The following is a 23,966-nucleotide window of genomic DNA, read 5'->3' on the forward strand; positions in this document are numbered from 1 at the left end:
TAATTCTCATTGTCAATTGAACCTGAAAATGAAAAAAATGGCTCCCGAGTTGTCTCGAGAGCCATTTTTAAGCGATATTTTACTGAACTTGGTCATACAATTTCGTAAGATAAGCAAATACTTCGTCGGAAGCTTGGAACATCATGACAGAGTGTCCGAAGATTGCTGCCGGATTAAAGCCGTGATCGAGGTCAATCGTTGAAGCAATCGTGACATCACGGTCGCTGTCGAGGACAACACGGAAGTATTTGAATTCTTGGTTAAAGTCATTGATCGCATTTAAGATTGGGAGATCTTCGACACCGTCTGGCACGTGTGTGATTGTACGGGCGAATAACTCGACATCCGTCGCCGTTTTGCTGAAGACGATCATCATCATCGGTTCTGCGCCTGATGGTGTTTTTTCTTGCGTCATAAAGAAAACGTGTGTCTCGTTTTCACGTGCTTCCATCGGGATGCCTTTTTCGACTAAGAATGCTTGGAACTCTTCCAGATATTGTTGTTGCACAGCCGTTACCCCGTTTTCATTTGTTTCGGGCTGACTGTTTTGGTTGATCGGTGTGACTTTGTTATCGTTCGTGTCTTTCGAGTTACGATCCTGGTCCATTTTAAAATCCCCCTTATAAATACTGTAATCTCAGTTTCAAGCATTTTAGATGGAATTGCAACTAATGTCCGTTATCATCGAAGGAACAATTTTAATCTGAAGTTCCGACAAGTTTGTGAATCAACGAATAGATAACTTGAAAAGATATACCTGAATGGGTATATTGGTACACATAGAACATTGGAGATCATTGGAGGAGGAAACCGGAATGAAAACGATTATTGTAGGTGGAGTAGCTGGTGGAGCAACTGCGGCGGCGCGATTACGTCGATTGGACGAAACAGCAGAAATCATTCTTTTAGAACGTGGAAAAGAAATTTCTTTTGCAAACTGTGGACTTCCGTACTATATCGGAGACGTCATTAAAGACCGGAATAAATTGCTGGTTCAAACTCCGGAAGGGATGAACGCACGCTTCAATCTGGACGTCCGGAATTTATCGGAAGCGATCCGGATCAACCGCGAGCAAAAAACGGTGACGATTCGTAAAGTGGATACGGGAGAAGAGTATGACGAAACGTACGATCAGTTGATTTTGTCACCCGGCGCAAAACCGATCCGTCCAGGCATTCCGGGGTTAGCGGAAGCAACAAATGTCTTTACGTTACGGAACATTCCGGATACCGATAAGATGCGTCAGTATGTCGACGAAGCGCGTCCGGCACATGCGACGGTCATCGGCGGCGGATTCATCGGTCTTGAAATGGCGGAAAACTTAGTCGAACGCGGAGCACGCGTGACGTTGATCGAGATGTCGGATCAAGTCATGGCACCGGTCGATCCGGAAATGGCAGCCATCGTTCATGAACACTTACGGGCGAAAGGCGTCGAGTTGATTTTAGCGGACGGTGTGTCACGCTTTGAAGAAGCGGGGAACCGTGTGGTCTTGACGAGCGGAAAAACGATTCAGACAGAAATGAACATCTTATCCATCGGGGTCATGCCGGAAAGCAACTTGGCTTCGGAAGCTGGACTGAAGCTCGGCATCAAACAAACGATTCAAGTCGATGAGACGTTGCGGACATCTGATCCTTCCATCTTTGCGATTGGTGATGCGATCGAAGTCAAAGACTATATTACGGGGGAACCGGTTCATGTCCCGCTGGCTTGGCCGGCAAACCGTCAAGGACGTCTCGTCGCCGACATCATTGCCGGACGAGATGTCCGTTACACGGGGACACTCGGAACAGCAGTCGCAAAAGTGTTTGATTTGACGGTTGCTGCAACCGGAAACAATGAAAAACGTCTCCGTCAGTCAGGACGCCGTTATGAAGCGATTCACCTGCACCCCGGTTCACATGCCGGCTATTATCCGGGAGCGAGTCCGATTTCGATGAAACTGTTATTTGATCCGGTGGATGGAACGATTCTCGGAGCACAGGCGATTGGGATGACAGGTGTCGAAAAACGAATCGACGTTTTGGCAACGGCGATTAAAGGTGGACTGACAGTACTTGATCTTCCGGATCTTGAATTGTCGTATGCGCCTCCTTATAGTTCAGCAAAAGATCCGGTCAATATGGCAGGTTACATTGCCTCGAATATCGTACTCGGAGACAGCGAAAACGTTCATTGGCATGAGATCGACCAAATTGTCGCGGACGGCGGATTATTGCTCGATGTTCGCGAACCTTCGGAAAATGAACTCGGTTCGATTCCGGGATCAGTCAACATCTCATTACCGACGTTACGTCAATCGCTTGACGAATTGCCGAAAAATCAGACGATTTACGTGACGTGCCAGGTCGGACTCCGTGGATATGTCGCGAGTCAATTGCTGAAACAGAACGGATTTACCGTCAAAAATTTGAGCGGCGGTTATAAGACGTGGGCGACGGTCAACCGTGACCGCGAAGCGAGAAGTCAAGTACAGGAGGAAACAGCTGTGACGACGATAAAAAGTGAGCCGAAACAAGTGGCGAAAGAACAGATTACGTTACTCGATACATGCGGTTTACAGTGCCCGGGACCGATTCTGGAGCTGAAAACGAAAATTGATCAATTACAGGACGGGGATCAAGTCTTTATTAAAGCATCCGATCCCGGTTTCCTGCCGGATGTTCAAGCGTGGGCAAAAAAATTGGGGCATACCGTCCACACGGCGGAAATGAATAAAGGCATCGTTGAAGTCCTCCTTGAAAAAGGGAATGCTACGAACCAACCGGTATCATCAGTCGCCACAACTGCCGATGATGCGACGATGGTCGTATTCAGCGGCGATCTTGATAAAGCACTTGCATCATTCGTCATTGCGCAAGGGGCACAGGCGATGGGGAAACAAGTGACGATGTTCTTTACGTTCTGGGGACTCAATGTCATCCGTAAACCGGATGCACCTGCCGTCGACAAGGCACCGATGGAACGGATGATGGGAATGATGATGCCGAAACATGCCGGTGATCTCCCACTTTCGAACATGAATATGGGTGGAGCCGGTCAAAAAATGATGAAAAAAGTCATGAAGGATAAACAGGTCGATGCTCTAGAGACGATGATGGCGAAGGCTCAAGCAGCCGGTGTCCGGATGATTGCCTGCACGATGTCGATGGATATCATGGGGATTAAAAAAGAAGAGTTACTCGACGATATCGATTACGGCGGTGTCGCAAGTTATCTTGGAGCGACAGATGGTTCGAACCTGAATCTGTTTATCTGAGGCAATTCAATTACCGAGGGACTGACCCAAACGTCAGTCTCTTTTTTTGTGTGAAATCTAACATTCGATGTGAGGTTTGAGTTGTGAAACTCAAATCATATGGGTTATCGGGTATTAAAATGAATTTGATTTTCTAAAATTATTTTCGTATCATAGAACACATGTGAAAAAAGGTTACATGATTGAGGCTTACATAAGGAGGAATACCTGTGGAAAAACAACTGATGGATTTAATCGGTAGTATTAATGACTTGTTATGGTCGAGTGTCTTGATCATCTTGTTGGTTGGTCTGGGAATTTATTTTACAATTCGAATGGGGTTCGTCCAGTTTCGGATGATTCCGGAAATGTTGCGGCTGTTGTTCCAAGGAACGGATAAAGGGAAAGATGGTGTGTCGCCGTTCCAAGCCTTCGCCATCAGTACAGCGGCACGGGTCGGGACCGGCAATATCGCCGGCGTCGCGACAGCCATTGCGCTCGGTGGACCGGGTGCGGTCTTTTGGATGTGGTTGATTGCCTTAATCGGTTCCGCTTCAGCATTCGTCGAGAGTACGCTCGCTCAGATTTATAAAGTACGTGACGAAAAAGCTTGGCGTGGCGGTCCTGCATATTACATGGAAAAAGCGCTCGGACAACGCTGGCTTGGCGTCGTTTTCAGTATCTTGATTACCATCTCGTTTGGATTCGTCTTCAACTCAGTCCAGTCCAATACGATTTCATTATCGCTTCAAAGTCAGTATGGGGTAGATAAAACATGGATTACAGTTGGACTTGTCCTGTTAACGGCACTCGTAATCTTCGGCGGTGTCCGGAGTATTGCGACGGTGTCAGCCTTCCTCGTCCCGATTATGGCAGGCGGATACATCTTGATTGCTCTCTACATCATGGTGACGAACTTAGAGGTGTTACCGAACGTATTCGGTCTGATTTTCCAGGAAGGATTACTCGAATTCAAAACACTTGCCGGTGGAGCAATCGGAGCAGCGGTCTTAAACGGAATTCGTCGTGGTCTTTTCTCAAATGAAGCCGGTATGGGTTCAGCGCCGAATGCTGCTGCGACGGCAGAAGTGTCCCATCCTGTCAAACAAGGGTTGATTCAATCGTTTGCGGTTTTTGTGGATACACTGCTCGTCTGTTCTTCGACAGCAATGATTGTTCTAGTCAGTGGTGTTGCGACGCAGGATGCGAGTGGAGCACCGGTCGCCGGAATCGATTTGGCGCAAGGGGCACTCGCTTCTCAGGTCGGTCCATTGGCTACTGCATTTATGGCGCTTGCGATTTTCTTGTTTGCCTTCAGTTCGATTGTCGGAAATTATTATTACGGTGAATCGAATATCAGTTTCATCAATGACAATAAAAAAATCATGATGGTGTATCGTGTCATCGTCCTCGGCATGGTTGTGTTTGGTTCGCTCGTTCAAACGGCGGGACTTGTCTGGGCGCTCGCGGACATCTTCATGGGCTTGATGGCAATCGTTAACTTGTATGCAATTTTCCGCTTATCCAAAATTGCGAAGCTGGCACTCGATGATTATTTAGTACAACGTAAAAATGGTCAGGATCCCCGTTTCCATAAAGATTCGATTCCGAATCTTCCGGGGAAAGAAACGCTCGAGGCGTGGCAGGATGAAGACCGGAAAGAAAAAGCCATTTAATATGAGAAGGATCAGAGTCATCTGGTCCTTTTTTTATTGGTAGAGATTTTGATAATCGTCATTAAAGCGATGTGAAAATGGGAATACTAAAAAAAACGACCGGAAAGGAGGGGGAGGATGGAAAACGTACATTATGTTCGAGTCGCGGATGCCGTTTGGGATTCGTTTGGAGATGATCCCCACATCATCATGGACTGGATTTTGTTTATCCATGAAACACAACCCGATCATGAGCAATTATTCGCACTCGAAGAGACGACCCCACTGTATCAGTTGATGAGCCAAATCGATATCTTCATTGACCAGGAAACCCACTATAATTTGGGACGGGCGATTGTCGGGGAAGAACTAATCGTCAATGAGGAGCATGCGGCAATCGTCGGCATCCTTCCCTTACCGCTACTCATCATTTCGTCGGAGGTCATGCGTAATTTTGATCGACGGGCACTGGAAGTGATTTATCAGGAGGCCGGCCAGCAAGGTGATTTCGATGAGGTTTGGGAACAATTCGGGAATCTACGCGCCTATTTTCACCAGGCGGAAGAAGCGCAGGATACGATTCTCGTCTATTATGTATAGGGCTTTCCTTGTACAACTCCATTATATAAGGACATAGAAAAAGAGAGGGGGATGTGACATCCGCCTCTCTTTCCTGTATGTGTAAAGTCAATGCTTAAAAGTCGATTTCGTCTGGATCCGGTCCGAGACGAACATCCGTTGCCAAACGATCAATCTTCTCGAGATCATCTGCGTCCAGTTGGAAGTCAAAGACGTCAAAGTTTTCCGCAATGCGTTCAGGTGTGACCGATTTCGGAAGCGCGACAATACCGTTATCCAAATGCCAGCGCAAGACGACTTGTGAAGGAGATTTACCGTGTTTTTCTGCAATTTCCTTGAAGTCATTGATTTCGAGGAATTTCCCTTGCATGAGCGGGCTCCACGCTTCAACTTGAATGCTATGGTCCTGTAAATATTCATGCAGTTCGTGTTGCGGAAGTTGCGGATGAAGTTCGACCTGATTGATCATCGGTGTCATTAATCCTTCTTCAGCAAGTGTATCGAGGTGATGTTCTTTGAAGTTCGACACGCCGATGGCTTTAATTTTCCCGGCTTCGTAAAGCTCAACCATCGCTTTCCACGCTTCGATATATCCTTCAACCGGCCAGTGGATCAGATAGAGATCAAGGTAATCGGTCTCGAGACGTTCAAGTGACTCGGCGAAAGCTTCCTTAGTGCGTCCGGCACGAATATCATCGTTCCATACTTTAGACGTTAAGAAGAGATCTTCACGGTTCACGCCGCTTTCTTTAATTCCTTTGGCGACACCACGTTCGTTTTTGTAAACGGCAGCCGTATCAATATGACGGTAACCGACACGAATGGCTTCTGCGACGGCAGCCGGTGCTTCCGTCTCTTCATCGACTTGCCAGACACCGAATCCGATTTGTGGAATTGTGACACCATTTGAAAGTTTTGCGTATTGCATGTGTATACTCCTCCTTTAATGAAACGAGAATATGGAATTGCTCGTTTAGTTTAGCATGAACAAGCAAGAACGTCCGTTTCAACGCTCAAGGGAGGAAAAAGCCGGTTAGAAAGCGAAAAGAGGAGGGTAAATCTATAAAGGAAACGAGGTGTATTTTATGAAACGATCTGTTAAAAACGTACCAAAAGGTGTTTGGGCCGGCCTTGCAGCCCTGTTAGGGACACAAGCGACATGTTTGTTCCTTGGTGCACGGAAGACAGGACGAAATCCGTGGGTCTGGGGAGGCGCAGGACTGATTCAGTTCCCGCTTCCGGCGATTGCGTATTTCATTCTCAACCGCCAAGACCAGAAAAAATAAGTCAAAACAAGACCTATCGCAAAAGCGACGGGTCTTGTATTTTTTACGAAACATTTTTTTTACGCACATCAGCTGTTTTTCGACGTGGGAAGCCGAAGACGATGGCAAGAGATCCGCAAACGAAAAGCAGGAACGGATAAAACAGATAGGGAATCAGTTCCGGGGAAGCCGTTTTCGTTAATTCCGCTGCAATCAGCAACTGGGCTCCGTACGGGATGATTCCTTGGATACCGCACGAGAAGATATCGAGGATACTGGCGGATTTCTTCCGATCAATATCATACGTATCGGCGATTTCCGCAGCGAGTGGTCCGGCGACAAGAATCGAAATCGTATTGTTCGCTGTCGCAAGATTCGTTGCACTGACGAGTGCCGCCATACTGAATTCCGCGCCGCGGCGTTGTGAGATTTTCCGCGTCAGGGTTTCTTTCAGATAAGCAATCCCGCCGTTAAAGGTGATCAGGCTGACGAGTCCGCCCATTAATAACGTCAAGATCGAAATTTCTGCCATCCCCATCAATCCTTCAGACATCGACAGGACGAAGCCGCTTAAGCCGAAGCTTTCGTCCATCATACCGATGATACCCGTCAAAACGGTTCCGCCGACTAAGACGAGGATGACGTTGACACCAAACAAGGCGAGGACGATGACAGACAGATACGGAATCAATTTATAAAACTCAAACGCTTTTGCTTCGACGACGTCTCCTGTACCTGAGACGAAAGCCAAGATGATGACCGTCAGGATTGCTGCCGGCAACACGATCATGAAGTTGGTTCTGAATTTGTCGCGCATATTGGTTTTTTGCGTCCGGACTGCTGCGATCGTTGTATCGGAAATGAATGACAGGTTATCACCGAACATTGCACCGCCGACGACAGCTGCCGCGGCAATCGCAACATTGACACCTGTTGCTTCATGAATTCCGAGAGCAATCGGGGCAAGTGCGGCAATCGTACCGGTCGAAGTCCCCATCGCCATCGAGATGAAAGCAGCGATGATAAACAACCCACTCATTAAAAGAGAAGGCGGTAAAAATGTCAGCGACGCGTTGACGGTCGCTTCGATGGCGCCAATCGCATCGGCCGTTCCGGAAAAGGCACCGGCAAGTAAGAAAATAAAGACCATGATCATGATGTCCGGATTTCCGGCACCCGTTGCAATCCGTTCCACGGTTTGATTGATGCTACCTTTCGTTGTGACCGCCGCAAAAATCAAGGCAATCAAAGCCGCAATCAGAATCGGGAATTTGTAGAAATCATCGTAAAAAATACCGGCACCGATAAAAAGAACTAAAAAGACAAGTAACGGTAGAAGTGCCCATTTGTTCGGTATAATCGTCTCGTTCATAAAACCACTCCTTTTCTACAAGTACAAAAAAAGACTCCTTCGCAAGAAAGAAGGAGGTCTTTACTGAAAAAGACGCTCTTCTTATCTCTCAAGCCGCAGCTTGCTGGATTTGGCACAGTACGATTTAATCGTCCGCTGCCGAAACATCATCGGGCCAGTCCCTCCGTCTCTCGCGATAAAAAGAAGTCATTTAATTGTCTGAAATACGTTTTCTACCGTAACGTATCTTTTACTGCATGTCAACACTACTTCACTGAAGTGCTTGTTTGAGCGTCGTCACATTTTCATTCATCAAGTCAAAATACGAGGCATTCTGCTGTTCTTTCGTGACGGACTCCAGGTTGTGGATCGTAATCGCTTCGGCTCCGATTTCCTGTTGGATGACGCGGGCGACTTTAGGAGAAACCGTCTCCTCGAAAGCGATATACTTCAAGTCATGCAATTTGGCTTCTTTGACGAGAGCAGCCAGTTGCTTTTGGGAAGGCTCGTCCGACGGAGAGATGCCGGCAATCGGCAATTGCGAGAAACCGTATCGTTCGGCTAAATATCCGTAAGCGGCATGCGTGACGAGCAATTCTTTTTTCGAGCCCTTATCGACAGCCTGTTGCAGATTTTGATCGAGCTCATCTGCCTGCGTATCAAATTCAGCCAGGTTTTTTTCAAACGTCGCTTTTTTATCCGGTACTTCTTTTGCCAGTGCCGTCGAAATCGATTGGGCCATCATTTTGGCATTGTTCGGATCGAGCCAGACATGGGGATCGTATTTGCCGTGATCATGTTCTTCTTCCGCGTGTTCGTCAGCATGATCATCGTGTCCTTCATGTTCGTGAAGCGTGGCGTTGGCTTCGAGTAAGTCGATTCCTGTGCTTGTCTCGACGAAACGGACATCATTGCCTTTCAGACTGGCTTTGATTTTTTTCGAGTACGGTTCAAGCGTCGTACCGGTTAAGAGGAACAGATCGCCTTGTGTGATTTCTGTCAGTTGTTTAGACGTCGGCTCGTACGAGTGCGGATCGGCACCGGGAGGGACAATCATCTTGACGTCGATATCTGTTCCGCCAATTTCCTTGGCGATTGCCGCAGTAGCGAATGTCGATGTATACACCCGAAGCTTTTGATCGGTCGCATCTTGATTGGATTCGGAAGAACCGCAGGCAGCAAGAAAAGCAGCGCTGGCAAAGGCAACCGTGAAAGCTGAAAGTAATTTTTTCATATGAATAAACCCTCCAAAAATTATTAAAACGTAATTATTCCGATTTGAACCTTTTCACTATAACGAATCCAAAACGAAGCGTCAAGTATAAGTCGGGGAAGACGTTCGGCTTCTAAATAAATCGGGTAGATGACTAATAAGAGATCAGAAATCGAGAGTAAGCTTTGGAGGTGATGAGGTGAAACGGGAAACTGCTTGGCTGATGGGAGGGGCGGCAATTTTAACGACAGCCGCAGCCGGAGCGAGCATCTGGAACAACTATGGTGCTTTATTACGATGGACGGAACCGGCGCTTCCACTGTCGGAAGTCCAACTCGCACCCCGGACGATTTTGTTTAAAACCGTTAATCAGAAAGAACTAAAGTTGGATTTATATTATCCGCCGGGTGATGGTCCTTTCCCGGTCGCGATTTATGCGCACGGGGGAGCCTTCGTCAGAGGGAACCGGGATGACGTCTTTTGTTTTACGCCAATCGTCGAGCGTTTCCTGGAACTCGGCATCGCCGTTTGCAGTATCGATTATCGCTTGTTTGAGGACGGCAGTTATTTTCCGGATAATCTGGAAGACGTTCGGGATGCACTTTGTTTCTTAAATCAGGAAGCCGACGATTTACGGATTATGCGGGGACGCATGGTGTTGTGGGGAGACTCAGCCGGTGCCGCGTTAATGCTGACGACGGCACTTGCCCCGATGGAATTCATCGGCGAACAAACAGCCGAATGCCTCCCGTTGATCAGTGGTGTCATTGCCCTGTATCCTCCGACGAACTTCCTCCTGTTCAAGTTCATTCAAACGTGGATTGCCCATATTAAGTTTTACGGAGGAGGGCGGGACGAGTGGCGGGAACTCATGACACGTGTTTCGCCGGTAACACATTTGACAGCAGACTCACCACCGATCATGTTGTTGCACGGAAAAAAAGATCCGATTGTCCCATTTACGCAAGCGCTCCACTTCGTTGAAAAGGGAGCCGATGTCGGAGCCGACGTCCGGCTGTTTTCCTTCCCGAACGGCACGCATTCCCTGGCGAGCTTTACCCAGACCGAAAATCCGTTGAAAATCGAGCGGTTACTGGAACGGATTGAGACGTTTAGTTGTCAGGTCCTGGCGTTGCCGCCCCGGGAGACCCTTCACTAAAAAAGAAAACATGATACAATCAGTCATATTTCTTTTGAAGGAGACAGTAAAATGACAGAAATTTGTTTAGTGCGTCATGGTCAAACGGATTGGAATTTAAACGAGCGGATTCAAGGACGAGAAGATATTCCGCTCAATGAGACAGGGCGATGGCAGGCTGGAATGAGCGCAGCTTACCTGGCGGAAGAAAAATGGGACGTCTTGATTTCAAGCCCCTTATCGCGGGCAGTCGAGACGGCAGAAATCATCGGACGTTCAATCGGGCTGGATGTAACGGAGACGGATGAACGGTTGGTCGAACGGGAGTTTGGATTGGCATCAGGACAGCCCGTCGCCGGAATCTATGAAGCAGTCCAAGCGAATGATACGGAACGTGTACCGGGACTTGAAACCGAACAGGAAATTCAGCAGCGGGTGTTTTCGGCAATTGAAGAATTGACAGAAAAATATCGGGGACAACGCCTGTTGATCGTCTGTCACTCGCATACGATCAAAGCGGCATTATCCTCGATTGATGATAGCTTCAGTTACCGGACACCGCTTAAGAATGCATGTGCGAACTATATTCGTTTCTCCGACCGGTATGAGATTGACCGGATCAATGTCGCGGATCATATCGTAGATCAAACGATACGTCCTTAAGAGATGGTTGGATTTTCGTGGAGGTACTGTTTAAACGTTTCTTTCGCGATACTCGTAATATGTGCGCCGCGTTTTGAACGCCGGTCTTTGTATTCCTGAATCAAGGCTTCACCGGTGAAATGATCCTCGACGACTTCGCGTAAGATCGATTCCGACAAGTCATTTTTCATCATGACCATCTTTCCTTTGAACAGGTACGATACCCCTTCACTTAAGGGAGTCGATTCAAGCGGCGTCACAATCATCGCAGCCGGATCATTATCAGGTCGGGAAATCGTAATTTCAATCAAGGCCCGTAAATTTTTATTGAATAACTCGTCGATGATCGGTTGATCATTTTCCAGGACGACAATTTCAGCGACCCACTGTGCCGTCTGATCCGTGCTGACAGTCAGTCCATCTTTGATCGTAACGGGAATCGTCGTATCCCGGCCGGATTCATCCATTAAAATACGTAAGGTGCACAATTTAAAGGTTTTCAAGAAAACGCCTCCTTGTTGAATGAACAACAGATTTTCTTCAGTATACCGTGACCGGGCAAACGGTGGGAAAGTTTTAGAGAGGATTTTTTAGTGAACTATGTTTAAATGGAAGTAGAAATTAGAAACAGGAGGACCGTTCATTATGCCGCAAGCACTGATAGGAGTATTAGGAATCATTGGCATCATCTTACTTGCCCATTACATCATCTCGTATTGGCATGCTGAACCAACAGACCGTCCGACACTTGCTTATCGTATAGCGCTCCTGATTGCCTGTTTGCTTCTCATCAGTGGAAGCGACCACTTAATCAGTATTTTTTATGCGGATTCCTTGGCAGAGTTCGGTCAACGGATTACGTATATCGTCTTCATCGGAGGTGCGCTTGGTTTCGCTTGGTACTTTCGTCAACAAATGGAACAAGCGGCAATCCAAATGACAGTTACACCAAATGAAACAGCCCACTTCAGCTGAAGTAGGCTGTTTTTATGTTCAGGTATTTATTTGAGACCGCTCGCGGTCCGTGTGTCGCGAATCATATCCAGTTTCAGTTTCCAGAGACGGTCGCTGAAGGTGATGGCGTAGACTTCCGGCAGACGGAGGCGTTTGTATTCTTCCCATAGACGACCGATCTGCTGTTCATGGAAATGGCGGCTTTCTTCGATGGTCGGGACCGTGTATACCAGTTCTCCGTCAACGAAAATCGGCGTCAGCAAACGTTCGACGTTAAAGTTCTCGATCCGGTTGCGGAATGACGGATCACGGACGTCGATTAAGTCGATTGCCTCCAGATCAGTCGGATCTTCATCCAGTAACGTCACGTAATCACCTTTGAATTTATTCGTGACGCGGTCGACAATCCGGTACACTTCTTTGATGTGTGGTGTCGTCGTCTTCGCTTTTGAGGACGAGACTTTGATGACCGGAATGAGTTCGCCGTCGACTTCACGTGCGACCAGCTTATAGACCATACCGAGTGCAGGTTGTTCGTATGCTGTGATACCGCGTGTTCCGACGAGGAACGTATTCGCCTGTGCCCCTTGAATCCGTAAATCCTGGATGACGTATTCATCGAGATCACCGGATAAGACGATGTCGACATCCGGGAAGCCGGCTTCATCGAGCATTGTCCGTGCCCGTTTCGATAAGTAGGATAAATCGCCGGAATCAATCCGGATACCGCGCAATTTATGTCCTTTTGCTTCGAGTTCCTTCGCGACGATGATCGCGTTCGGCAAACCGCTTTTCAGCGTGTCGTACGTATCGACGAGTAATGTCGCTTGATCCGGATAGTAGGCAGCAAACGTCCGGAACGCCGTTAATTCATCATCATGGAATTGAATATCGGCATGCTCCATCGTTCCGCCGCACGGAATACCGAAGTCTCGTCCGGCAGAAGCAAGGCTCGTGACATCAAAACCGGCTAAGTACGACGCGCGGGTTCCGAAGTAAGCAGCATCGATGCCTTGGGCACGACGCGCACCGGCTTCGAGGAATTTTGCACCGGGTGCCGATTGACGGATCCGCGCATATTTCGTAGCGATCAGGGATTCGTGGTTAGCGATATTCAAAATCGCCGTCTGCAATAATTTTGCTTCGAAAATCCGGGCTTCGATCCGGACAAGTGGTTCGTTCGGGAAAACGATTTCGCCTTCTTTGACGCTTGAGATGGAACCGGAGAATTTAAAGTTGCGCAATTCCTCTTTGAACTCGTCCGGGAAACCGATCATTTTTTGGAGATACGTAATGTCCTCTTCTGTAAAACGGAGGGTCTGAACATATTCGATGATATTTTCGAGCCCGGCGAAGACGACATAACCCCCTTCGAACGGGTTTGACCGATAGTAGACGTCAAAGATAGCGCGTTCATTATGACGTCCTTCCTGCCAATAAATATACATCCACCGTGGCAGATAAAGATCAGTATGAAGTGCAAGATTACGTTGTAACATGAAGACAGATCCCTTCTTATTCGCCGACGACATCTGCGCCGATCGATTGTTTGAAATGCGTAAGTGCCCAGTCATGGCCGGCCGCGTTAAAACTTGCGACGGCGTCGGCATGGACGACGATTTTATATCCCAGATTGTAGGCATCGACCGCTGTGTGCAGGACGCAGATATCCGTACAGACACCGACGAGATGAACTTCGTGAATCGAACGTTCCCGTAACCGTAAATCAAGATCCGTTCCGGCAAAAGCACTGTACCGTGTTTTATCGATGACATGATCTGCGACACGTGCCATCTCAGCTACTTGTCCGAAAAGATCTCTGCCATGAGTACCACGGATGTTGTGGGGTGGGAAGAGGACGGTTTCCGGATGGAAGGTGTCTCCTTCTTCGTGAATATCGTTTGCGATGACGACATAATCCTCTGATGAGAACTCATCCATCAGTGAAGCGATGCGTCCTTCAATGGCCTGTCCTGGTTTTCCGCACGTCAACTTTCCTTCATCGGCTACAAAATCAACCGTATAATCAATCACGATAAGCGCACGCATGAGCGTCTGCCCCTTTCTTTTTTGGGAGATAGTGTTCTCCTTCACATTGTACTCTATCTGTGCCAGAAGACAAAAGGAAGAAATCCATCGGCGAGAGGTATAAGAAACCGGAAAAGTAGGGTATAAGGTATAGGACGAAAATAATGGTGGAGGAGGAAAATGGCATGAAAAGGTTGAATGAGTATGAAGTGGAAGAACGTCTGGAAGGACTGGCGGAATGGCGTGTCGTCGATGACGAAATCGTCCGTGTCTATACATTGGATTCATTCCCGGCAGCACTTGATTTTGTACAGGAGGTTGGTTCGATAGCGGAACATCTCAACCATCATCCGAGAATCATCATTGACTATAAGAACGTTACGCTTGCTGCGACGACCCATGATTCAGGCGGTCTGACTAGCAAAGACTTCGAACTCGCGGAGGCCTGTGATGCCATCTAAACTTTCCATAACATTCGGTAGCGGCAGTTTTGTTGATCAAATTCGATCGCGTGATCCTCAGATTCGAGCAGCAAGTGGAAGCGGTGAGGCTCTTTTGTTTATTGAAACAGAAGGGAAGTCCCCGTTTCAAAGCGGCAACACATATACATTACTCGAAACACGCGGTAATTTTGATGAACAAGGCAGTTTATTTTATTGGTCGATTCCGGCAGATCAAAACAGCGGCGATTTATTTGTCCATCATGTCATGTCGGATCCAAAAGTACTGGGTGCGGAATACGACAGTTTCAAAGCCGTTCGGATCGCCCGCGTCGAGCGCGGAACAGATTTGGTCCTGTTGATTCAGTTCAACAATGACACGGATGCTTCGCGTTATGCGAAATCAGTTGAACGACTGACCGTCGACCAGTATGCTGAAGAGGCAGGGAAGTCTTTTTCGCCTTCTCCGGTCATGAAACGGTATCAGCTTTTACCACCACTTTAAGAAACAGTTAAATTAGTCTAGGGGGAAAAACAGATGAAAAAGAATTACTTTTTAGTAGCAACACTTGGCGGAGCACTCGTAGGTGCCACATTATCCATGCTTCATAAAGATACACGTCAATCGCAACTGGCTGCGGTCAAACGCACATTTGGCGGAGCGGGAACACAACTTTCAGCTGTTAAGCAGGATCCGAAAGGCCGTTTTGAAGAACTTCGCGCTTTATATACAGATAACCAAGAAACGATTCACAACTTGATCGATGATATCAAAGATCTTGCGGAATCATTACGTAAATAAGCGAATAGGGAAAGCGAGCCTGTCTAAATTTCGAAAATCGGAATTCAGACAGGCTCGCTTTTTTGTTCTTTTTTAAATGAATCGAGCCAGCAGACCAAACACGGCAAAGGCGACGATGACATAAAAGATGATCCGTCCGAGTTGTCCGGAACCGCTCGTATGAATGATACGACCGCCTGATGCAGGACGCCTTCCGCTATTGAATGGTCGTGTAAACGGTACGGTGCCTTTTCCGAAAATGAAGCCGGCAAGGAATCCGAGCACGAAACCATATAAATGACCGAAGACAGAGACATTTGAACCGAGTAATGTGAAGATTGCTGTGATGGCACTAAAGATATAAACGAGACGTGCATCATCGGCTGAGATGACGGTCCGTTTGAAACGGCCGAGGTAGACGTAAAAACCGAGCAATCCTAAAATAGCACCCGATGCCCCGGCTTGACCATAAAGCGGTTCATTGATTTTCGTGAAATACGTCAAGACGTTCGCGAGCGTACCGACTAAAAGATAGAAGGAAGCAAACTTCGCGTGACCAATCATCCGCTCTAGCGCAGGTGCAAAAATGATCAGGGCAAACGTGTTGAAGGCGATATGCCAAAAATCATAATGCAGGAACGTCGCCGTCACGACACGCCACCATTCCCCGTTCCCGATGAACAAGTTGATGGCTGCCCCGTAATTGAGCGGCGAAAAGCCAAAGTTGAAAAAGACGTTTAACTGTTCGATGACAAACAGGACAACTTGGATTAAAATGAACAACGAAACGACCGGATAAGAACGTGTGAACGTTTGTAGGTTTTCCGTTCGACTAAACATGACAACACCTCGCTTCCTCTTCATTCTATATGAAGATGGCGAAGAATAGAACTGTGGAGGCGTCAGGAATGATTTTTGGAATAGGACTCGATCTCGTAGAACTGGAACAAATTCGCCGAACGCTCGAGCGTCAACCGCGTATCGTTAAACGGATTTTGACGGCAGAAGAACAAAAACGGTTTCATACGTTATCCGACGGGCGTAAGCTTGAGTATCTCGCAGGACGGTTCGCTGCCAAAGAAGCGTTTGTCAAAGCGTTTGGAACCGGCATCGGTGCCGAAGTATCCTGGCTCGATCTCGAAGTGTTGAATGAAGCCTCGGGACGCCCGGTCATGACAGGACCGTTTGAAGGGACGATTCATCTCTCGATTACCCATTCCGACCATTATGCGGCTGCACAAGTCTTATTAGAAAAGAGGAGTTCAGATGTATCGACCAACTTGGATAGAAATTGATCGCGACGCAATCGCCCACAATGTACGTGAAATCAAGGCCAAAATCGGTCATCAAACGATGATGGCCGTCGTAAAGGCGGATGGATACGGACATGGTGCCGTGACGGTCGCGGAAATCGCTTTGGCAAACGGGGCAGATTTGCTGGCCGTCGCCTTGCTTGAAGAAGCAATCGAGTTACGGGAAGCGGGGATTCAGGCGCCGATTTTAATGCTCGAAACGCTTTTGCCGGAACACGCACCGATCGCCTCGAACTATGATGTTGCCGTGCCTGTTTTTTCAGCAGACTGGTTGCGGGAAGCGAAACAGCATTTAACGGACGTCGATCATTTACGACTCCATATTAAAGTCGACAGCGGAATGGGACGTCTTGGACTCCAGACACTGGAAGAGTTGGATGCCGTCTTAAAAGAGCTGGACTCGGATGTGATGGAGCTCGAAGGCATCTATACGCATTTCGCGACGGCTGATGAATTGAACAGCCGGTTGTTTGACGAACAACAGACCGTTTTTCTGCGTTTCGTCGAACGTGTGCCCGGCATTCGGTATATCCATGCGGCCAACTCGGCCGGCGCCATCCGTTTAATTGGACAGGACCCGTTTAATGTCGTCCGGATTGGGATTGCGTTATACGGAGCAATGCCGTCAGATGAAATGATTCCATTTTACGAATTTTTACGACCGGCTTTTTCACTAAAAAGTCGTCTGATGCAGATCAAACAGGTTGAACCCGGTCAAACGATCAGTTACGGTGCGACGTATACGGCTCCGACGGATGAGTGGATCGGAACGGTCCCGATTGGATACGCCGATGGCTGGTCTCGTAAATTCCAAGGATACTCATTGCTTGTCGACGGTTATCCGTGTGAAATCGTCGGACGGGTCTGTATGGACCGGTTAATGATCCGCTTACCGCACGACTATCCAATCGGAACAGAAGTCACATTGATCGGGCAAGGGGTACCGATTGATGAGGCCGCTCACTGGTTAGGGACGATCAACTACGAAGTACTGTGTCAGTTTTCGAAGCGTGTCCCGCGTATCTAGTTTTTGAAAAGACATCAATATGATGGTAAAAAAATGTTATTTGTTTGAATTTTGATTGTATTTTCTGAATTTGACTGATATATTGAAGTGGAAGTGAGTCGTTCGTTAAGGTTTCAGTGAATCTGGAGGTGCCATTATCTTGGTCCAACAACGGGAAAAGCAATTTGTTGAACGAAATGTAGCGAAGGAGACGATTGGGATGAAGTCGAACCATACGACCGAAGAACGCAAGCGTCAGCTACGTGAGGAATTGAAACGTGGTTACGAAGAAATGGCAGCGATCAATTTATCAATCGTTGGCGAAATGTTCCAGATTGAAACGGAGGCGGAGTTCTCGCTCCTACGTCAAGTAAGCGGGGTGTAAGCTTTGATAGTCAAACGTGGCGACGTGTTTTATGCAAATTTGTCACCTGTGGTCGGATCGGAACAAGGAGGCGTTCGTCCTGTCCTTGTCCTACAAAATGATATTGGTAACCGATTCAGCCCAACTGTAATCGTGGCTGCGATCACGGCACAGATCGACAAAGCCAAACTACCGACCCATGTGGAAGTATATCGAGAGCGACACGGATTAGAACGTGATTCGGTCATCCTACTTGAGCAGGTCCGTACAATCGACAAACGCCGTCTAACGGATAAAGTCACGCACCTAGATCCTGACACGATGATGAAAGTAAATAGTGCCGTCGCGATCAGCCTAGGCTTGATTGATTTCTAGGCACTTACATATAACAGCGAGAAGAGTCGATACATCTGTATACGACTTTTTTTGAACATTTTTTTAAATTTTGGTTTAAAGATGTTCAAATGCGGGAATTACATCAGAGTGACCTTTTCTTTAAGGAGGGTCAGCCCATACTATTTAAACCAAATAGATAGAGAGAACACATAGCAGATTTTCCTTGAGGAGGAACTTGAAGATGGATTTAACAATCAAAACAGAACAATTGGATGGTCAGACGCATCTCTATATCGCAGGAGAGATTGATACGTATACAGCACCGAAACTTCGTCAGGAACTTGTACCGGCAGTCGAAACAAATGACGTCGTTGTTCATTTGGACGAAATTCATTATATGGATTCAACAGGCCTTGGCGTATTTGTCGGAGCGCTTAAAGCATCAAAGAAAAACGGAACATCATTCACACTCGTCGGTGTTTCGGAACGGATTCGCCGTTTGTTCGAAATTACAGGTCTTTCAAGCATCATTACAATCGATAGTGGTGTACGAGGTGGAACACAATGAAGAACGAACAACTTGAAATGACACTTCCGGCAAAACCGGAGTATGTTGCAATTGCCCGATTAACCGTTTCAGGTGTCGCGAATCGGATGGGTTACACTTACGACGATATCGAAGACATTAAAATTGCTGTTTCTGAAGCATGTGCGAATGCCGTCCAGCATGCGTATGAAGGAGAACAAGATGGATCGATGGCTTTAACGTGTAACGTTTACCCGGACGATCGTCTTGAAATCATTGTCAAAGACAATGGTGTGACGTTCGATAAAGACAGCGTGAAGCGTCAAAGTGAACCAATCACGGAATCGCATGATTTAGACTCTCTGCACGAGGGGGGACTAGGGATCTTAATGATCGAAGCACTCATGGATCAAGTCACGATCGAGAAAGCAAACGGCGTCACTGTCCATATGACAAAATATATGAATAGAGATGAGGTGGGTCAAAGTGCCAGCAAAGTCTCAACAACGCCATCACAGTGACGATGAAGTCCTTCGTCTGATTGACCTGTACCAACAAGATGATCAAGATGAAGAAGTTCATGCTGCTTTACTTGCCCGGTATTCCGATCTCGTTGAGGCGCTTGCCCGTAAGTTCTCACGTGGCCGTCCGATTCATGATGATCTCGTCCAAGTCGGGATGATTGGTCTGCTTGCCGCACTTCGTCGTTTTGATAAAGAGTTCGGTCGTAGTTTCGAATCGTTTGCCGTTCCTACCATCATTGGTGAGATCAAACGGTTTATCCGCGATAAGACATGGAGTGTTCACGTGCCGCGTCGTATCAAGGAACTGGGACCGAAAATCAAGAAAGCCGTCGAAGAACTGACGACAGAATTGCAACGTTCACCGCGAATCGATGAAATTGCAGCCCGGTTGGAAGTATCGGAAGAGGAAGTTCTTGAAACGCTTGAGATGGGTAAAAGTTACCAAGCCTTGTCCGTCGACAGCTCAATTGAAGCGGATCAAGAAGGCAGCACGGTGACATTACTTGACCTCGTCGGTAACCAGGAAAACGGATATGATTCGGTGGATCAAAAGCTGATTCTTGAAAAAGCGTTTGCTGTTTTGACGGACCGGGAACGCTCGATTTTAGAATGTGCGTATTACCGGAACATGAGTCAAAAAGAAACCGGAGAGCTCCTTGGAATTTCGCAAATGCATGTGTCGCGTCTTCAGCGTCGTGCATTGCAAAAATTACGGGAAGCCATCAAAGTAGAACCAAACGAAGTATTTTCAAAAGACTGATGCGGAAGCATCGGTCTTTTTTTGTGTCCTATCGATTCTTCGGTATAATGACAGAGAGGTGAGGAAAATGGAGAAGAGAATCGCAACAGAATTGAACATCAGACCAGCCCAGGTGAAAGCCGTTTTACAATTGACGGAAGACGGAGGAACGATTCCGTTTATCGCCAGGTACCGTAAAGAACAAACCGGTGAACTCGATGAGGTCGAAATCAAAGCAATCCTCGATCGCCATAAAAGCATCACACAACTGGAAACGAAACGAGAAGATGTCCTGCGGAAAATTGAAGAGCAGGGTGTCTTGACGTCCGAGTTAAAACAAAGTTTGATGGGAGCGACGACGTTACAACAAATTGAAGACTTATACTTACCGTTTCGTCCGAAGCGGAGAACAAAAGCTGAAATTGCCCGTGAAGCAGGATTGAGTCCATTTGCCGACTTTTTACGTTCGCCAAAATCATACGATGAACAGCAATTTAATCAGTATGTAGCAGCACATCCGGAAGGCGAGGCAATTGCCGGGGCGCAAGCGATCATCGCAGAAGAATGGGGCGAGCAGGCGAGTGTCCGGGAACATATCCGGAAGACAGCTTACCGGTTTGCAGATATCGTCACGAAACTAAAAAAGGACGCAGTCGACGAAAAACGTGTCTTTGCCCAATACTATGAGTACATTGAACGGATCCGTCAAATCGTGCCGCACCGGATTTTGGCGATTAATCGTGCCGAGGCGTTAAAAATCGTTTCCGTCAAAATCGTCCTCGATGAACAACAGGTATTACCGTACTTGTTGCGACCGTTTAGCCGATTGGCAGAACAAAAACGTCAGTTGGTCGAAGAAGCCGTCCAGACAGGATATAAAAAATCGGTTTTCCCGGCAATCGAGCGGGAACTTCGGAATGAGTTAACCGATAAAGCGGAAAACCAGGCAATTGAAGTGTTCGGAAAAAACTTACGACAACTCTATATGCAACCACCGATGAAAGGGAAAGTGATGTTAGGACTGGATCCTGCATACCGGACCGGATGTAAGTGGGCAGTGATTGATCCGACAGGGGAAGTAAAGGAAGTGGGTGTCGTCTATCTCACGATGTCGGAACAAAAAGCACAGGAGGCACGTCAAGTCTTGACGAAACTCGTGAACCGGTACGGAATCGAATTGATTGCGATCGGAAACGGCACGGCTTCCCGCGAGACCGAATCCTTCGTCGCGGACTGGATTAAAGGACATGATCAAATTGCCTTTACGATTGTTGATGAGGCAGGGGCAAGTATTTATTCGGCGTCAGAAATCGCGCGCACCGAGTTCCCGGATCTACAGGTCGAGCAACGGTCAGCCATCTCGATCGCACGACGCCTGCAGGATCCGTTGGCGGAACTCGTCAAAGTGGACCCGCAATCCGTCGGTGTCGGACAGTACCAACACGATGTCACGCAGACAAAGTTAAAAGAAACACTCGATTTCGTCGTCGAGACGGTCGTTAACCAGGTGGGTGTTGACGTCAATACGGCCTCGGAGTCGTTGCTCGGTTACGTCGCCGGCATTACGAAGGCAACAGCTAAAAAGATTGTCGAACGCCGCTCGGAACTGGGTGCGTTTGCATCCCGGAAAGAATTGCTGAAAGTCCCGCGTTTAGGAGCGAAAGCATATGAACAGGCAGCCGGCTTCTTGCGTATACCGGAAGGCAGTCATCCGCTTGACCGGACACCGATTCACCCGGAACAGTATAAAACCGTTGAATCGTTGTTTAAGCAACTGGATTTATCCTTACAGACCGTGGGAACGGAAACCTTCCGGACTCGGCTCGGAGAATTATCTGTACCTGAAACAGCTCAATTGCTTGAAGTCGGTGAACCGACATTACGTGACATTATCGAAGCTTTGCAACGTCCGGAACGGGATCCGCGGGAAGCGCTCGATAAACCGTTACTGCGTCAAGATGTCTTATCGCTCGATATGATTCAAGTCGGAATGGAGTTCCAGGGGACAGTCCGGAATGTACTCGACTTTGGTGCTTTCGTTGATATTGGTGTGAAGGAGAGCGGCCTTGTCCACATCTCGAAGCTCAGTAAAAAACGGGTCAAACACCCGCTTGATGTCATTGCAGTCGGTGATATCGTAACCGTTTGGGTAACGAGTGTCGAACCGGAACGGGGACGGATCGGTCTGACGATGGTCAGTCCGTCATGACGAACGAAGAGTTGCAGCAATACGTCGAGCAACTCTCGCTCGACGTGTTTGCTTTACCTTTTAGACATATTGCACTTTTTAACGATCGCTTACGGACAACCGGGGGACGTTATTTTCTGACAGATCATCATTTGGATTTCAATCGGAGCTATTTAGCCGACCGTAATATCTTTCGCGGAATCGTCATTCATGAGCTGTGCCACTATCATTTACACCTGCGTGGAATGGGACACCGGCACCAGGATCAGGATTTTAAAGAGTGGTTACAACGATACGGAGGACTGCGCTACAGTCCGCGTCTGGAAGAAACGGAAAAAAAGAATCATCTTTATGAGTGTGAGAAATGCGGGACATTATATAGAAGAAAAAGAAAGATGAATCCGGAACGTTACCGTTGCGGACGATGTCGTGGAAAGATTTTTTACAAAAGTAGTTGACGTTCATTTCGGAGCATGATAAATTATAGAAGTCGTCAAAACGACCGCAACTAAACAACTTCTCGTCACTAAAAACTTTTTTAAAAAAGCATTGACGAAGAGAAAGAAAGTTGCTAATATAGAAAAGTGTTCTGAAACGAACGTCACGTTCCGCAATAGCTCAGTGGTAGAGCAACCGGCTGTTAACCGGTAGGTCGTAGGTTCAAATCCTACTTGCGGAGCCATTATCTTTGGAGATGTACCCAAGTGGCTATAAGGGGCGCCCCTGCTAAGGGTGTAGGCCGGGAAACTGGTGCGAGGGTTCGAATCCCTCCATCTCCGCCAGACCTCTTATGTGAATTTGTTACTTGAGAATAATTATCAGTTTTAAATGGCCCGTTGGTCAAGCGGTTAAGACACCGCCCTTTCACGGCGGTATCACGGGTTCGATTCCCGTACGGGTCACCATTTTGGAGGATTAGCTCAGCTGGGAGAGCATCTGCCTTACAAGCAGAGGGTCGGCGGTTCGATCCCGTCATCCTCCACCATTTTTAATTTCATACTTAAGTTTCACAAAAATGTGGTCCTGTGGTGTAGCGGTTAACATGCCTGCCTGTCACGCAGGAGATCGCGGGTTCGAATCCCGTCAGGACCGCCATTTTTGGGCTGTGGCCAAGTGGTAAGGCACTGGATTTTGATTCCAGCATGCGAAGGTTCGATCCCTTCCAGCCCAGTTTTTCGTGTCATTAGCTCAGTTGGTAGAGCATCTGACTTTTAATCAGAGGGTCGCAGGTTCGAATCCTGCATGACACACCATTTTATTTTTTAAATTCTAATTTTATATTTGCGGTCGTGGCGGAATGGTAGACGCGCTAGGTTGAGGGCCTAGTGGTGGCAACACTGTGGAGGTTCAAGTCCTCTCGACCGCACCATATCGCACCCTTAGCTCAGCTGGATAGAGTACTTGACTACGAATCAAGGGGTCGGGAGTTCGAATCTCTCAGGGTGCACCATATTTTGTTTGCTTTTGACGGGCCTATAGCTCAGCTGGTTAGAGCGCACGCCTGATAAGCGTGAGGTCGGTGGTTCGAGTCCACTTAGGCCCACCATTTTCAAAACAAACGATGACGAACTTTGAAAACTGAACGATGAGGCAAAAAAACGTATCTTCGGATACAAACAATGAATGAAGCGCAAGCTTCGTCAACGTGACTTCGGTCACACAACGAGCAAGTCAAACACTTT

27 protein-coding genes, 10 tRNA genes and 1 riboswitch are annotated in these 23,966 nt (G+C 47.5%); of the genes, 29 read left to right on the plus strand and 8 right to left on the minus strand.

The genetic code is table 11. The features are described 5' to 3' along the window. Positions 1–79 precede the first annotated feature (79 nt). On the minus strand, positions 80–607 hold the full coding sequence (locus KNP93_RS11300; RefSeq protein ID WP_012371690.1) for a type III secretion system chaperone family protein: 528 nt from the start codon (positions 605–607) through the stop codon (positions 80–82). Between the two features lie 208 nt (positions 608–815). Here KNP93_RS11300 and KNP93_RS11305 point away from each other — a divergent pair, with 208 nt between their 5' ends. The 3 genes from KNP93_RS11305 (at position 816) to KNP93_RS11315 (ending at position 5,497) form a co-directional block, all read left to right on the plus strand. Next, positions 816–3,263, plus strand: coding sequence for a CoA-disulfide reductase (locus KNP93_RS11305; protein WP_214855364.1), 2,448 nt, complete (start codon positions 816–818; stop codon positions 3,261–3,263). A gap of 209 nt (positions 3,264–3,472) precedes the next feature. After that, positions 3,473–4,918: an alanine/glycine:cation symporter family protein gene (locus tag KNP93_RS11310; RefSeq protein ID WP_131503455.1), complete on the plus strand. Its 1,446-nt coding sequence runs from the start codon at positions 3,473–3,475 to the stop codon at positions 4,916–4,918. A 117-nt stretch (positions 4,919–5,035) separates the two neighbouring features. After that, positions 5,036–5,497, plus strand: a complete 462-nt coding sequence (locus KNP93_RS11315) for a hypothetical protein (protein WP_214855367.1) — start codon at positions 5,036–5,038, stop codon at positions 5,495–5,497. A gap of 94 nt (positions 5,498–5,591) precedes the next feature. Here KNP93_RS11315 and KNP93_RS11320 read toward each other — a convergent pair whose 3' ends face one another. After that, positions 5,592–6,404, minus strand: a complete 813-nt coding sequence (locus KNP93_RS11320; protein WP_026831792.1) for an aldo/keto reductase — start codon at positions 6,402–6,404, stop codon at positions 5,592–5,594. A gap of 157 nt (positions 6,405–6,561) precedes the next feature. Between KNP93_RS11320 and KNP93_RS11325 the strand changes: the two genes are divergently transcribed. Further along, on the plus strand, positions 6,562–6,762 hold the full coding sequence (locus KNP93_RS11325; protein ID WP_131503453.1) for a hypothetical protein: 201 nt from the start codon (positions 6,562–6,564) through the stop codon (positions 6,760–6,762). 43 nt (positions 6,763–6,805) lie between these two features. On the opposite strand, the gene KNP93_RS11330 is transcribed toward KNP93_RS11325, so the two are convergent. After that, complete coding sequence (locus KNP93_RS11330) at positions 6,806–8,113, minus strand: Na+/H+ antiporter NhaC family protein (RefSeq protein ID WP_214855370.1); 1,308 nt, start codon at positions 8,111–8,113, stop codon at positions 6,806–6,808. A gap of 78 nt (positions 8,114–8,191) precedes the next feature. Beyond that, positions 8,192–8,295: riboswitch (SAM riboswitch) on the minus strand. Between the two features lie 68 nt (positions 8,296–8,363). Beyond that, a complete protein-coding gene (locus KNP93_RS11335) occupies positions 8,364–9,326 on the minus strand; it encodes a metal ABC transporter solute-binding protein, Zn/Mn family (RefSeq protein WP_214855372.1) in 963 nt (320 codons plus the stop codon). Between the two features lie 178 nt (positions 9,327–9,504). On the opposite strand from KNP93_RS11335, the gene KNP93_RS11340 reads away from it, so the two are divergent. Both KNP93_RS11340 and KNP93_RS11345 read left to right on the plus strand, forming a co-directional pair. Then, positions 9,505–10,464 (plus strand): alpha/beta hydrolase fold domain-containing protein, encoded by a 960-nt coding sequence (locus KNP93_RS11340; protein WP_131503450.1) that lies wholly within the window; start codon positions 9,505–9,507, stop codon positions 10,462–10,464. Between the two features lie 51 nt (positions 10,465–10,515). Further along, positions 10,516–11,106: a histidine phosphatase family protein gene (locus KNP93_RS11345; RefSeq protein WP_131503449.1), complete on the plus strand. Its 591-nt coding sequence runs from the start codon at positions 10,516–10,518 to the stop codon at positions 11,104–11,106. Here the strand turns inward: KNP93_RS11345 and KNP93_RS11350 are convergent. Further along, the gene (locus KNP93_RS11350; RefSeq protein WP_131503448.1) at positions 11,103–11,588 is read right to left on the minus strand and encodes a YwpF family protein; all 486 of its coding nucleotides are present in this window, start codon (positions 11,586–11,588) and stop codon (positions 11,103–11,105) included. The genes KNP93_RS11345 and KNP93_RS11350 overlap by 4 nt on opposite strands. A gap of 142 nt (positions 11,589–11,730) precedes the next feature. Here KNP93_RS11350 and KNP93_RS11355 point away from each other — a divergent pair, with 142 nt between their 5' ends. Continuing rightward, complete coding sequence (locus tag KNP93_RS11355) at positions 11,731–12,060, plus strand: hypothetical protein (RefSeq protein ID WP_114596592.1); 330 nt, start codon at positions 11,731–11,733, stop codon at positions 12,058–12,060. 26 nt (positions 12,061–12,086) lie between these two features. On the opposite strand, the gene KNP93_RS11360 is transcribed toward KNP93_RS11355, so the two are convergent. Both KNP93_RS11360 and KNP93_RS11365 read right to left on the minus strand, forming a co-directional pair. Beyond that, positions 12,087–13,538 (minus strand): nicotinate phosphoribosyltransferase, encoded by a 1,452-nt coding sequence (locus KNP93_RS11360; RefSeq protein ID WP_214855374.1) that lies wholly within the window; start codon positions 13,536–13,538, stop codon positions 12,087–12,089. A gap of 16 nt (positions 13,539–13,554) precedes the next feature. Further along, positions 13,555–14,088, minus strand: a complete 534-nt coding sequence (locus KNP93_RS11365; RefSeq protein WP_131503446.1) for a cysteine hydrolase family protein — start codon at positions 14,086–14,088, stop codon at positions 13,555–13,557. A gap of 164 nt (positions 14,089–14,252) precedes the next feature. Between KNP93_RS11365 and KNP93_RS11370 the strand changes: the two genes are divergently transcribed. From KNP93_RS11370 to KNP93_RS11380, 3 genes are read left to right on the plus strand one after another with little or no spacing between them, the layout of a single operon-like run. Then, positions 14,253–14,528 carry a 4a-hydroxytetrahydrobiopterin dehydratase gene (locus KNP93_RS11370; protein WP_026827240.1) on the plus strand — a complete coding sequence of 92 codons (276 nt, stop codon included), beginning with the start codon at positions 14,253–14,255 and terminating at the stop codon, positions 14,526–14,528. Further along, a complete protein-coding gene (locus tag KNP93_RS11375) occupies positions 14,518–15,012 on the plus strand; it encodes a hypothetical protein (RefSeq protein ID WP_131503445.1) in 495 nt (164 codons plus the stop codon). The genes KNP93_RS11370 and KNP93_RS11375 overlap by 11 nt, the downstream gene beginning before the upstream one ends. A 33-nt stretch (positions 15,013–15,045) precedes the next feature. Continuing rightward, positions 15,046–15,309: a hypothetical protein gene (locus KNP93_RS11380; RefSeq protein ID WP_026827242.1), complete on the plus strand. Its 264-nt coding sequence runs from the start codon at positions 15,046–15,048 to the stop codon at positions 15,307–15,309. A 72-nt stretch (positions 15,310–15,381) separates the two neighbouring features. On the opposite strand, the gene KNP93_RS11385 is transcribed toward KNP93_RS11380, so the two are convergent. Continuing rightward, a complete protein-coding gene (locus KNP93_RS11385; protein WP_131503444.1) occupies positions 15,382–16,128 on the minus strand; it encodes a rhomboid family intramembrane serine protease in 747 nt (248 codons plus the stop codon). A 68-nt stretch (positions 16,129–16,196) separates the two neighbouring features. On the opposite strand from KNP93_RS11385, the gene acpS reads away from it, so the two are divergent. The 19 genes from acpS (at position 16,197) to KNP93_RS11480 (ending at position 23,830) form a co-directional block, all read left to right on the plus strand. Then, positions 16,197–16,583 (plus strand): holo-ACP synthase, encoded by a 387-nt coding sequence (acpS, locus tag KNP93_RS11390; protein ID WP_131503443.1) that lies wholly within the window; start codon positions 16,197–16,199, stop codon positions 16,581–16,583. Further along, positions 16,555–17,628, plus strand: a complete 1,074-nt coding sequence (gene alr, locus KNP93_RS11395; protein ID WP_131503442.1) for an alanine racemase — start codon at positions 16,555–16,557, stop codon at positions 17,626–17,628. Before acpS ends, alr begins: the two co-directional genes overlap by 29 nt. Before the next feature lie 139 nt (positions 17,629–17,767). Next, positions 17,768–17,992: a hypothetical protein gene (locus KNP93_RS11400; protein ID WP_012371670.1), complete on the plus strand. Its 225-nt coding sequence runs from the start codon at positions 17,768–17,770 to the stop codon at positions 17,990–17,992. Between the two features lie 3 nt (positions 17,993–17,995). Beyond that, the gene (locus tag KNP93_RS11405) at positions 17,996–18,346 is read left to right on the plus strand and encodes a type II toxin-antitoxin system PemK/MazF family toxin (RefSeq protein ID WP_014971520.1); all 351 of its coding nucleotides are present in this window, start codon (positions 17,996–17,998) and stop codon (positions 18,344–18,346) included. A 202-nt stretch (positions 18,347–18,548) separates the two neighbouring features. Further along, on the plus strand, positions 18,549–18,875 hold the full coding sequence (locus KNP93_RS11410) for an STAS domain-containing protein (protein WP_012371668.1): 327 nt from the start codon (positions 18,549–18,551) through the stop codon (positions 18,873–18,875). Continuing rightward, positions 18,872–19,354, plus strand: coding sequence for an anti-sigma B factor RsbW (gene rsbW / locus KNP93_RS11415; RefSeq protein WP_012371667.1), 483 nt, complete (start codon positions 18,872–18,874; stop codon positions 19,352–19,354). The genes KNP93_RS11410 and rsbW overlap by 4 nt, the downstream gene beginning before the upstream one ends. Further along, entirely contained in the window at positions 19,320–20,117 is a 798-nt protein-coding gene (gene sigB / locus KNP93_RS11420) for an RNA polymerase sigma factor SigB (protein ID WP_012371666.1), read from the plus strand. The genes rsbW and sigB overlap by 35 nt, the downstream gene beginning before the upstream one ends. A 67-nt stretch (positions 20,118–20,184) precedes the next feature. Next, positions 20,185–22,305, plus strand: coding sequence for a Tex family protein (locus tag KNP93_RS11425; protein ID WP_131973460.1), 2,121 nt, complete (start codon positions 20,185–20,187; stop codon positions 22,303–22,305). Continuing rightward, positions 22,302–22,742 (plus strand): SprT family protein, encoded by a 441-nt coding sequence (locus KNP93_RS11430; RefSeq protein ID WP_131973459.1) that lies wholly within the window; start codon positions 22,302–22,304, stop codon positions 22,740–22,742. Before KNP93_RS11425 ends, KNP93_RS11430 begins: the two co-directional genes overlap by 4 nt. Before the next feature lie 149 nt (positions 22,743–22,891). Beyond that, positions 22,892–22,966: transfer RNA gene (locus tag KNP93_RS11435), tRNA-Asn, on the plus strand. An 8-nt stretch (positions 22,967–22,974) separates the two neighbouring features. Beyond that, a tRNA-Ser gene (locus KNP93_RS11440) sits at positions 22,975–23,066 on the plus strand. Between the two features lie 48 nt (positions 23,067–23,114). After that, positions 23,115–23,189, plus strand: a tRNA-Glu gene (locus tag KNP93_RS11445). A 4-nt stretch (positions 23,190–23,193) separates the two neighbouring features. Continuing rightward, positions 23,194–23,269: transfer RNA gene (locus KNP93_RS11450), tRNA-Val, on the plus strand. Between the two features lie 34 nt (positions 23,270–23,303). Beyond that, positions 23,304–23,379 (plus strand) — tRNA-Asp (locus tag KNP93_RS11455). A gap of 4 nt (positions 23,380–23,383) precedes the next feature. After that, positions 23,384–23,455, plus strand: a tRNA-Gln gene (locus KNP93_RS11460). A 6-nt stretch (positions 23,456–23,461) separates the two neighbouring features. Then, positions 23,462–23,537: transfer RNA gene (locus tag KNP93_RS11465), tRNA-Lys, on the plus strand. A gap of 30 nt (positions 23,538–23,567) precedes the next feature. Next, positions 23,568–23,653: transfer RNA gene (locus KNP93_RS11470), tRNA-Leu, on the plus strand. 4 nt (positions 23,654–23,657) lie between these two features. Further along, positions 23,658–23,734: transfer RNA gene (locus tag KNP93_RS11475), tRNA-Arg, on the plus strand. A 19-nt stretch (positions 23,735–23,753) separates the two neighbouring features. Continuing rightward, a tRNA-Ile gene (locus KNP93_RS11480) sits at positions 23,754–23,830 on the plus strand. Positions 23,831–23,966: the final 136 nt, after the last annotated feature.

The organism is Exiguobacterium sp. s166 (assembly GCF_018618855.1).
In the GTDB taxonomy this organism is placed as follows: Bacteria; Bacillota; Bacilli; order Exiguobacteriales; family Exiguobacteriaceae; genus Exiguobacterium_A.